This window comes from Streptomyces sp. NPDC087420, assembly GCF_044744165.1.
Classification (GTDB): domain Bacteria; phylum Actinomycetota; class Actinomycetes; order Streptomycetales; family Streptomycetaceae; genus Streptomyces.
Map to the genome: position 1 here is coordinate 20,960 of NZ_JBIUXU010000029.1, position 9,657 is coordinate 30,616.

General features: G+C 72.5%; 12 protein-coding genes and 1 pseudogene. 9 read left to right on the top strand and 4 right to left on the bottom strand.

Annotation, left to right across the window (positions count from 1 at the left end):
• The first annotated feature begins 170 nt into the window (after positions 1 to 170).
• From ACIO1C_RS35485 to ACIO1C_RS35495, 3 genes are all read left to right on the top strand, one after another.
• A complete protein-coding gene (locus tag ACIO1C_RS35485; protein WP_401871855.1) occupies positions 171 to 2,294 on the top strand; it encodes an alpha-galactosidase in 2,124 nt (707 codons plus the stop codon).
• 183 nt (positions 2,295 to 2,477) lie between these two features.
• Positions 2,478 to 3,074 (top strand): sulfite oxidase-like oxidoreductase, encoded by a 597-nt coding sequence (locus ACIO1C_RS35490; RefSeq protein ID WP_401871858.1) that lies wholly within the window; start codon positions 2,478 to 2,480, stop codon positions 3,072 to 3,074.
• Positions 3,044 to 3,805 (top strand): ferredoxin reductase, encoded by a 762-nt coding sequence (locus ACIO1C_RS35495; protein ID WP_401871861.1) that lies wholly within the window; start codon positions 3,044 to 3,046, stop codon positions 3,803 to 3,805. The genes ACIO1C_RS35490 and ACIO1C_RS35495 overlap by 31 nt, the downstream gene beginning before the upstream one ends.
• A gap of 24 nt (positions 3,806 to 3,829) precedes the next feature.
• On the opposite strand, the gene ACIO1C_RS35500 is transcribed toward ACIO1C_RS35495, so the two are convergent.
• Positions 3,830 to 4,642 (bottom strand): DNA-formamidopyrimidine glycosylase family protein, encoded by an 813-nt coding sequence (locus ACIO1C_RS35500; protein ID WP_401871864.1) that lies wholly within the window; start codon positions 4,640 to 4,642, stop codon positions 3,830 to 3,832.
• 135 nt (positions 4,643 to 4,777) lie between these two features.
• Between ACIO1C_RS35500 and ACIO1C_RS35505 the strand changes: the two genes are divergently transcribed.
• The gene (locus ACIO1C_RS35505; protein WP_401871866.1) at positions 4,778 to 5,743 is read left to right on the top strand and encodes a DUF5937 family protein; all 966 of its coding nucleotides are present in this window, start codon (positions 4,778 to 4,780) and stop codon (positions 5,741 to 5,743) included.
• A gap of 41 nt (positions 5,744 to 5,784) precedes the next feature.
• Here ACIO1C_RS35505 and ACIO1C_RS35510 read toward each other — a convergent pair whose 3' ends face one another.
• Positions 5,785 to 6,192, bottom strand: coding sequence for a hypothetical protein (locus tag ACIO1C_RS35510; RefSeq protein ID WP_401871868.1), 408 nt, complete (start codon positions 6,190 to 6,192; stop codon positions 5,785 to 5,787).
• A 108-nt stretch (positions 6,193 to 6,300) separates the two neighbouring features.
• Here ACIO1C_RS35510 and ACIO1C_RS35515 point away from each other — a divergent pair, with 108 nt between their 5' ends.
• On the top strand, positions 6,301 to 6,657 hold the full coding sequence (locus ACIO1C_RS35515; protein WP_401871869.1) for a hypothetical protein: 357 nt from the start codon (positions 6,301 to 6,303) through the stop codon (positions 6,655 to 6,657).
• Between the two features lie 52 nt (positions 6,658 to 6,709).
• Here ACIO1C_RS35515 and ACIO1C_RS35520 read toward each other — a convergent pair whose 3' ends face one another.
• On the bottom strand, positions 6,710 to 7,576 hold the full coding sequence (locus tag ACIO1C_RS35520) for a helix-turn-helix domain-containing protein (protein ID WP_401871871.1): 867 nt from the start codon (positions 7,574 to 7,576) through the stop codon (positions 6,710 to 6,712).
• Between the two features lie 77 nt (positions 7,577 to 7,653).
• On the opposite strand from ACIO1C_RS35520, the gene ACIO1C_RS35525 reads away from it, so the two are divergent.
• The 4 genes from ACIO1C_RS35525 to ACIO1C_RS35540 all read left to right on the top strand — a co-directional run bounded on the left by ACIO1C_RS35525 (position 7,654) and on the right by ACIO1C_RS35540 (position 9,237).
• Complete coding sequence (locus tag ACIO1C_RS35525) at positions 7,654 to 8,088, top strand: VOC family protein (protein WP_401871874.1); 435 nt, start codon at positions 7,654 to 7,656, stop codon at positions 8,086 to 8,088.
• 120 nt (positions 8,089 to 8,208) lie between these two features.
• On the top strand, positions 8,209 to 8,331 hold the full coding sequence (gene ykgO / locus ACIO1C_RS35530; RefSeq protein WP_161310538.1) for a type B 50S ribosomal protein L36: 123 nt from the start codon (positions 8,209 to 8,211) through the stop codon (positions 8,329 to 8,331).
• 121 nt (positions 8,332 to 8,452) lie between these two features.
• Positions 8,453 to 8,770: an SCO5918 family protein gene (locus tag ACIO1C_RS35535; protein WP_401871875.1), complete on the top strand. Its 318-nt coding sequence runs from the start codon at positions 8,453 to 8,455 to the stop codon at positions 8,768 to 8,770.
• A 92-nt stretch (positions 8,771 to 8,862) separates the two neighbouring features.
• A complete protein-coding gene (locus ACIO1C_RS35540; RefSeq protein ID WP_401871877.1) occupies positions 8,863 to 9,237 on the top strand; it encodes a hypothetical protein in 375 nt (124 codons plus the stop codon).
• A 114-nt stretch (positions 9,238 to 9,351) separates the two neighbouring features.
• Here ACIO1C_RS35540 and ACIO1C_RS35545 read toward each other — a convergent pair.
• Positions 9,352 to 9,657, bottom strand: a pseudogene (locus ACIO1C_RS35545) (ATP-dependent helicase); the annotation flags it as partial.

Consider the following 9,657-nt stretch of genomic DNA (forward strand, 5'->3'; position numbering starts at 1 on the left):
CGTAGGGGTGTTCTTTTCCGCTGTCAATGAAAGAAGCAAGCACCTTTCGAAATGCCAAACAAGGGACGCCTCAACTTGCAAATGCGCGCCAGCCTCCGGGTATTGACACCTGATCCAAGGCAAGGTTGGCTGCGGTTTGCTCTCGAGGCGCAAAACGAACGTGAGGATCCATGCCTGTGATCTCCTTCGCCCCTCACACCGGGGTCTGGCTGCTCTCCACTCCGCGCACGTCGTACGCGCTGCGGATCGACGAGACGGGCGCGCCCTGTCACCTCGGATGGGGACCTCGGCTGACCCTCGAAGAGGCACAGGAGCTTGCCGCTCCCCCGGCGCCGCCGGCCAGCAGTTTCGAGGGGCGCTCGCCCGTCGGCGAGGAACTGCCCGTGGACGGAGGGGCCCGGTACGGCGCCCCCTCCCTCCAGGTACGGTTCGCCGACGGCACCCGCGCCTTCGAGTGGCGGCCCACCGGCCACCGGGTCGACGAGTCCGCCCCCGGATCGGCCGAACTGGTCCTGGAGTTCAGCGACACGCACTACGACCTGGACGTCTCCCTCCACTACCGGGTCCACGACAACAGCGACGTGATCGAGCGCTGGACCGTCCTGCGCAACACCGGCGACACCACCGTGACGCTCCCGCGCGCGGACTCCGCCGCGTGGACGCTGCCGGCCAGGGAGGACTACCGGCTCAGCCATGTCACAGGCCAGTGGTCGGCGGAGAGCCGCCTGCGCCGGGAGCCGGTGCCGTACGGCGAGACGACCCTCACCAGCCGGCGGGGCATCACCAGCCATCACGCCAACCCCTGGGTGATGCTCGACGCCGGACACGCGACCGAGGACCACGGCGAGGTGTGGAGCGCCGCCCTCGCGTGGAGCGGCAGTTGGCGCGTCACGGTGCAGCGCACCCCCGACGGCCGCGCCTGCTTCACCGGCGGCGCGGGCCAGGACGGTACGGCGCTGCCGCTCGGCCCCGGCGAGGAGTTCACCACCCCGCGCCTCGCTGGCCTGTACAGCGACGGCGGTTTCGGCGCGGCGAGCCGCGCCTGGCACGCGTACACCCTCGCCCATGTGCTGCCGCACCCCGGCGAGGTACGGCCCGTGCTCTACAACTCCTGGGAGGCGACGGGCTTCGACGTGGACGAGGCCGGCCAGAAGGCGCTGGCCGCGCGGGCCGCCGCGCTCGGGGTGGAGCTGTACGTCATGGACGACGGCTGGTTCGGTGCCCGCCGCAACGCGGAGGCGGGGCTCGGCGACTGGACCCCGTCCCCTGAGCGCTTCCCCAACGGGCTGTCGCCGCTGGTCAAGGAGGTGCACCGGCTCGGGATGCGCTTCGGCCTGTGGGTGGAGCCCGAGATGGTCAACCCGGACAGCGACCTCTACCGTCAACACCCGGACTGGGTCCTGCACTTCCCGCACCGCACCCGCACCGAACTGCGCAGCCAGCTGGTCCTCAACCTCGCCCGCCGCGACGTCGCCGACTGGGCGTACGGCTGGCTGACCCGGCTGGTCGGCGAGCACTCCGTCGACTTCCTCAAGTGGGACATGAACCGCGCGTTCAGCGAGGCGGGCTGGCCCGACCGCGCCGACGGCGCCGACCGCCTGGGCACGGCCTATGTGCGGAACCTGTACGCCCTCGTCGACCGGCTGCGCGCCGACCATCCCGGGCTGCGCATCGAGTCGTGCAGTGGCGGCGGCGGCCGGGTCGACCTGGGCATCCTGTCCCGTACCGACCAGGCCTGGGCCTCGGACAACACCGACGCCTGGGACCGGCTGTCCATCCAGCACGGATACGGCCAGATCTACCCGGCGCGCACCATGGCCGCCTGGGTGACCGACGTACCGAACCAGCTCACCGCGCGCTCGGTGCCGCTGCGCTTCCGCTTCCACGTCGCGATGGCCGGGGCCCTCGGCATCGGCGGCGACCTGGGCCGGTGGTCCGAGGAGGAGCTGGCCGAGGCCGCGGAGCTGGTCGCCGAGTACAAGCGCGTCCGCCCGCTCGTCCAGCACGGCGTCCTGCACCGGCCGCGCGGCCCCGTCGACGACGGTCCGTCCGCGGTGCAGTACACCGGCGCGGACCGCGCCGAGGCGCTGCTGCTGGTCTGGCAGCGGGGGCCGCGTCACGGCAGCCCGCGCACGCCGCTCCGGCTGGCGGGGCTCGACCCCGACGCCCGCTACCGCGACGCGCGCACCGGCTCCGTCCACTCCGCGCGGGTCCTGACCGAGTACGGGATCCTACCGTCGCTGCCCGAGGGCGACTGGGCCAGTACGGCGGTGCACCTGGTCCGGGTGTCCTGACGGGCCCGGATCCGGGGGGCCGGTGCGGGGAGTCCGGGGTTCCGGATCTCCCCGCACCGATGCCGCGAGCGGTTCCGATGGTGCTCATGGTGCGACGGGACCACACTGGGAGGCGACGCCACTGACAGGCGATACTCACCGGCGCTCCCGCTGTCGCGTGCCGGGGAGGGAGAGGAGGCCGACGTGGCTGTCATTTCTCGCGGTTTCCACGGCCGGCGCCCGACGGAGGAGAAGCTGCCCCCGGGCCAGTACGTGGTGCACGACTTCCCGGTATTGGCGGCCGGTCCCACGCCGGTGGTCGCGAAGGAGAACTGGCGGTTCACCCTGACCACGGTCGCCGGTGAGACCCATGACTGGTCGTGGGAGGACCTGACCGCGCTGCCGGCCGAGCGCCCCACGGTCGACATCCACTGTGTGACGAAGTGGTCCAAGTTCCGTACGGAGTGGGAGGGGGTGTCCCTGGACACCCTGCTCGACGGGGTCGACCTCGACGGTGACTACGCCATGGTCCAGAGCTACGGCGGGTACACGACCAATCTGCCGCTGGAGGACCTGCTCGACGGGCAGGCGTGGATCGCGTACCGCTACGACCATGACGACCTCCCCGCCGAACACGGCGGTCCCGCACGGCTGTTGGTGCCGCACCTGTACTTCTGGAAGTCGGCGAAGTGGGTGAACGGCATCCGGTTGATGGACTCGGACGAGCCGGGCTTCTGGGAAGGCCTCGGCTATCACGAATACGGTGACCCGTGGCGCGAGCAGCGGTACCAGGGCGACTGACCGGCCGGCTGCCCTGGCAGACGACGACGGTCGAGGACGTCCGCGACGAGACGGGGACCGCGCGCACGCTGGTCCTGCGGGCACCCGAGTGGCAGGGCCACGCGGCCGGCCAGCACGTGGACGTGCGGCTGACGGCGGAGGACGGCTACAGCACCCAGCGCAGCTACTCCCTCGCGTCGGCGCCCGACGGCGACCGGATCGAGCTGACCGTGCAGCGGATCGGCGACGGTGAGGTCTCGCCCTACCTGGTCGACGTGCTGGAGGCCGGTGACCAGCTGGAACTGCGCGGCCCGGTCGGCGGCTGGTTCGTCTGGGACCCGGCCGATCCCTCCCCCGTGCTGCTGATGGCCGGGGGCTCCGGGGTCGTCCCGCTGATGTCCATGATCCGTACCCGGGGGAGCGTCGGGAGCCGCGTCCTCTTCCGGTTGCTGTACTCGGTCCGTACACCCGAGGAGCGTTACTACGCGCGGGAGCTGGGCCCGGGAGGCGCCCAGGGCGGACTGGACATCACCCATCTGTACACCCGGTCGGCGCCGGAGGGCCCGCGCCGGGCGCCGGGCCGGCTCACCGAGGACGACGTGGCGGCGTACGGCTGGCCCGCGGAGTTCGCGCCGATGTGTTTTGTGTGCGGTCCGAACGGGTTCGTGGAGCGGGCGGCCGGGATCCTCGTGGCGCAGGGCCACGATCCGCTGCGGATCAGGACCGAGCGCTTCGGTCCCGTCGGGGGCTGACACGCGTCCGGTCCGCGGGCCGGCTCAGGACGAGACCGGGCCGCGCTGGCAGCGCGGGCACCAGTAGGTGGGACGCTCGCGCCCGATCCGGCCATGGGTCTCGGACGCGACGCGTACGGGCGTACCGCACACCAGGCAGGACCGGCCCGCGCGGCCGTACACGTACAGGCGGTGGGTGGAGCGGGCCCGGACGGCGGCGCTGGTCGTGGTCCGGTCGACGCTCGCGCGGTTGGCCTCCAGCAGGCGCTTGGCGGCCGGGACGAGACGCTCGATCGCGGCGCAGTCGCCGACGCGGGTCCAGGGGGTGACCCGGGCGAGGAAGCACAGTTCGGCCATGAAGACGTTGCCGATGCCGGCGAGGTTGCGCTGGTCCAGGAGCGCCGAGCCGATCGGCCGGTCCGGGTCGGCCAGCAGGCGGCGCAGCGCCTCGTCCGCGTCCCAGTCGGGGCCGAGGAGATCGGGGCCCAGATGTCCCACCACACGGTCCTCCTCGCCGGTCCTGAGCAGCTCCAGGACGGGCAGCCGGTAGCCGACCGCGGTGCGGTCGGCGGTGGCGAGGACGGCCCGGATCTCGTGGCCGGGGCCGCCGCGCCACGGGGCGCCGGGCTCGTACACCTTCCACGCCCCGTCCATGCGCAGGTGCGAGTGCAGGGTCCAGCCGCCCTCGACGCGCGTGAGCAGGTGCTTGCCGCGCGGTGTGACGTCGAGGACCGTGCGGCCGGCGAGGTCGGCCGTGGCGAGCGCGGGCACGCGCAGGTCGGACCGTACGAGCCGGTGCCCGGCCAGCGCGCCGTGCAGCCGCCGGGCGGCCTGGTACACCGTGTCTCCTTCTGGCATACCTCCATGATGCCGCCAGGCCGGCGGACCGTCGGACCGGCGGCGGCTCGGTATCATCGGGGGACGCGGTGTGCTTCCACGGGGTGCGTACGGGCCGGGCCGCCGACGGCGCCGGTGCGGGGGTACGGAATGGGCTTGCGTTTCCATGTGACCGGCGAGGATCTGGGCCGGATACGGGTGATGGCCGAGCCGGACGTCTCCTGGGAGATGCTGCTGGCCGCGCACATGGCGCAGTCGCCGGAGGTGCCCCCGTCGTTGCGGCGGTGGCGCGCGGCCTCCCGGGCCCGGCTGACCGCGCCCGTACGGCGGCTGCTCGCGCTGGCGCCCGCGCGGGGGTATTCCCCGGACTTCCTCACGCCCGCCGAGGGCGCCGAAGGCCTCGCCCCCGTGCTGGAGACGGTCCGTTCCCTGCCCCGGGCCCGGCTGCGGGGACAGCTGCGCCAGCTCGACCGGACCCGGCGGTCGCTGCACTGGACGGGTGTGCTCGGTGAAGGGGGACGCCATGCCCTCACCGGGCTCGCCGAGGGCATGGCGGCCTTCCACCACTCCTTCGTGGCGCCGTACTGGTCGCAGATCAGGGCCCATGTCGCGGCCGGGCACGCCCGGGGCGAGCGCGCGCTGCGCGAGGGCGGTACCGACCGTTTGCTGGAGACCCTGCACCCGGGCGTGACGTGGGATCCGCCCGTCCTGGAACTGACCGGTCTCCGCTTCGACCGGGACGTACGGCTCGGCGGGCGTGGGCTGCGCCTGGTCCCCTCGTACTTCTGCTGGGGCGCCCCGACCGTGCTGCGCGACCCGCGGCTGCCCCCGGTGCTCGTCTATCCCGTGGCCCGTGACCCCGCCCGGCTGTTGCGCGTGGACCAGGGCGCGGGTCCGGGCACCGGTACGGCGGGAGGCCCCGCCCTGTGGGAGGGGCCTCCCGCCCATCTCGCCGACGTCCTGGACTCGTTGCTGGCCGGCCGGACGGACGACGCGGCGGCCGTGCTGCTCGGCATCTCGTCGCGCAGCTACAGCCGCCGCGTGCGTGAACTGCTGGCCGAACTCGACGTCACCACACGCTTCCAGGCGGGTGCGGCCGCCGCGCGGCGCGGCTGGATCTGACGGTACGTCACCGACGCGGCGTCACCAAACGTCACCCGACGTCACCCGAAGAAGCGCCGTACCAGCCAGTCCGGGAGCACGTCCGCCGCTGTGATCGGCGGACCGAACTCGTACCCGTGCCGCCCCGGATGCCCCAGTGGCAAGTGGCACCCCTCCTCCGACACCGCCCCCTTCAGGAACTTGGCCGGGCAGGAGTCCAGTCGTACCAACTCCCTCCCCGGACCGTACTCGTCGTCATCCGGCCAGCGCGCCCACATGTCCCAGGGCTCGACCGGCCCCGATCGCCTGACACACTGCGCGATCACGTGGTGCGGCCCTTCGTGGCCCGCCTCCAGCGTGCACCACAGACTCGGCTCGACATCGAAGCCGCCGTCCAACTCCCCCAGGGCGGACAACTCTTCCGGCAGGAAGAGGATCCGCGCAGGACAGGACACCTGATAGACCGACATGGTCACCCCCAGGCGGCAAGTGTGGCGCCAGACCTCCGCCACGGGCAGCCCCTGGAGCCGACTTCGCCCATTTCGGCTCGATCGCGCTCACGGGGGCAGACGTAGCGCATGACGACTCAACAGACCGAACCCCACGGCGACGAGCTGGTGGGCACCAGGCCACGCACCCAGGTCGAGGAGGCGTACCGCGAGCTGGAGGCCGTCGCCGCCGCGCCGACCGGGCAGACACAGCTCTCCCGGGGCGCCATGACCGGCTATCTCTGGGCGCTGGGCCGTGGCGACATGGCCCCGGTCACCGGCGCCGCCGCCCAGGGGGCGCCCGACCTGTCCGTCCTGACTGCGGAGGCGGACGCGGCGACCGTACAACTGGAGGACGCCACGCAGCGGACCATCCCCCGGGACTACATCCAGGGGGTGCACGCGGCGCTGGCATGGATCTGCGGCCACAGCGACCAGCGGCCGTGACCTGCGCGGGAGCCCGCCGGGCGACCGCCGCCACGACCGCCGGGGGAACGGTTCACGGCCCGGCCGGGGTCAGGACCAGTACGGCCGCGTCCGGCGCGTCGGCCGGGAACAGCAGCGACATCCTGTAGCGCGGGCGGGTCCCGTCGCCCTGGACGAGTTCGACCGTACGGGACGTGAACGTGCCCACCGACCGGCAGTCCCACCAGTGGTCCAGGTCCGGGCGGGCCGCGCGCAGGCGGTCGGTCAGCGCACGGAACCGGCTGTCGTGCGGGCGCGTGTCGGCGCGGGTACGGAGGTGGCGGTAGAGATCCATGGCCACCGACTCCCAGGCGGGCAGCGCCCGTTGGCACGCGGCGTCGCCGACGAGCAGGAGCAGCAGATTGCTCCGGTGCCGCGCGGACGGGGCGAAATCGGGCCACAGCGTGGCGCACGCGGTGTTCGACGCGGTGACGGTCAGTGTGTCGTCGAGCAGCAGGGCCGGACTGTCCCGCCAGCTCTCCAGCATCGTGACGAGGGGGTCCCGGGAGCGGTCTGCGGAATCCGCCCCGCCGGGCTCGGGGGCGGGGGCGGCCGGGACGAACCCGGCCAGGGTCAGTACGTGACGGTGGGCCGCCTCGTCGAGGCGCAGGGCGCGGGCGACCGCGGAGATCACCTGCCGGGAGGTCTCGACGCGGCCCTGTTCCAGCCAGGTGTACCAGGCGACCGAGACACCGGAGAGCGCCGCGACCTCCTCCCGGCGCAGTCCCGGCGTACGGCGCCGGGCGGTGGTCGGCAGACCGACCTCCGCCGGGGTCAGCCGGTCCCGGTGGGCCCGCAGGAATCCGCCCAGCTCCTGCCGGAGCGCGACCGTTCCGCTCCCCGCACCGGTCGTACGCAGGGCCTCCGCGCTCTCCGTACCCGCTCCGGTCGTCGTGGTCATGGCGCCAGCCTATGACCCCCGCTCACCGTACGAACGCCTGTCTGGCTGCCCGGCCACCGCCGGACGAAGCTCGACCCATGACCGAGCACACGTACCTCCCGCGCCTGTGGCGCCGTACCAACAACTCCTCCGGGCTCACCCGTCCCCGCGTCTTCGTCCGGGTCTACACGGGGCCGGGAACACTGGAGTACGTCACCGCCTTCTACGAAAGGCTTCTCGGCACCGAACGGGACATGTGGTTCACGTTTCCGGAGAAGCGGCTCGCGCTCGCCACGGTCGGCGCCTTCCTCCTCGTCGAGGGGACGGCCGAGACGCTGGAGCCGTTCCGCGCGACCGACGGCACCCTGCTGGTCGATTCGGCGCGGGCGTACCTGGAGCGGCTGACGGCGGAGGGCGCCGAGATACTCGACCCGCTGTCGAAGGTGCCGACCGGATCCGGTTTCACCGCCCGCCACCCCGACGGCACGGTCATCGAGTACGTCGAGCACCGGCCGGACGCGGACGGGAACTAGGGCGTGTCCGTACGGCGCCCCCGTACCCCATGGAGGGAATGAAGCCGCCCTTCCCGGCGTTGGCATGAACACGAAGTGCGCACCGTCGTGAGGCGGTGCGCCGTACGGAAGGGACAGGCCATGAAAGTCCGCCAGTCACTGCACGCGTTGAAGGCCAAGCCGGGCGCCCAGGTGGTCCGCCGCCGGGGCCGTGTCTTCGTGATCAACAAGAAGGAACCGCGGTTCAAGGCCCGCCAGGGCTGACCGTCAGCGTGCCACGCACCCACCACGTTCTCGGAGGCCCGGCGAAAGCCCGGCCTCCGATCGTTACTTTTCTGTGGGATGCTGAAGTTTCAGGCTTTCCCCTTCTTCCCCCAGAGGCACTATGCGCTGCGTCATCGCCCGCTTCCCCTTCGAGCTGGTCAAGAGCGAGGTGCAGCAGTCGATGAAGGGCATCAAGCCCGAGCCCATCACGGGTGAGTCCGTGGTCATTGGCCGCCGGATCTTCCCCGTGAAGCAGGTGGGTGAGGTGATCACCCGCCAGGACCGCCGCGACTTCACGTCCTTCGAGGTCACCAGGGCGCTGACGCGCCTCGGTTTCACCTGCAACCCGGTGGCGCCCGAGCCCGTGGCCGCCCCGGCGCCGGTGCTCTCCCCGCTGGAATCGGCGTCCGCCATGCTCGGGACCCCCGTACAGAATTGATCCATGGGTCGTGACCGGGCCGGAGGGCGCACGCCCTCCGTACGGGTCACGACCTGCCGTGGGGCGCCTCGCGCGTAGTAAAGTCAGCGCCCATGTCGAAGCCTGATCATCTGCTTGTTGACATCGCCTCAGCGGTGGAGTCCGAGCAAAGCAATCAGATGTCCCTCACCGTGGTCGTCCAGGGCGCTGTCATCACCGGGCGTCTGGCACCCGAAGCCGTCTGGCGCGAGCGGGTGGCGGAGGTCCTGCGGGACTCCGAGCGCCTGGGCCCGTTCGCCGCCATCTTCGGGTCGGCGGGCAGCGCCGCCGCCCTGCGGCCCGGCGAGGCCCCCACGCATCTGCACTTCCACGTCGCGCGGATCCTCCAGGGGAGCGTGGGCATCCCCGAGACCGGTGGGATGTACCGCATCGCCGTCAAGGACGTCAGCGCCTGGACGGTGGGCGACTTCAGCTACTCCGACCACTGACCGCCCCCTCCCCCGCACGACCCCCACCGACAACACACCGAAGCCCCGGTACCAGCTGGTACCGGGGCTTCGGTGTGTGTACGGGCGGACGGTGCGTCCCGGGCCTCAGAGGCCTTACGCGGCGCTGCTGCGCGGGGCGGCGGACGCGGCCGCCGAGCGCGGGGCGGCGCCGGTCCGGGCGCGGGACGAGGCGCCCGAGCGGTGACCCTGGCCGCCGGTGCGACCGCGACCGCGGCCGGCCGACGTACCGCGCTTGCGCTCGGAGACCGGGGCGGTGATGACGACGGGGACGCCGGACGGGGTCTGTGCGCCGGTGATACGGCTCAGCTCGGCCTCGCCGGAGCGCACCTGGGTGATCTGCGGGGTGATGCCGGCGTCGGCCATCAGGCGGGTCATCTCGCGGCGCTGGTTGGGCAGGAC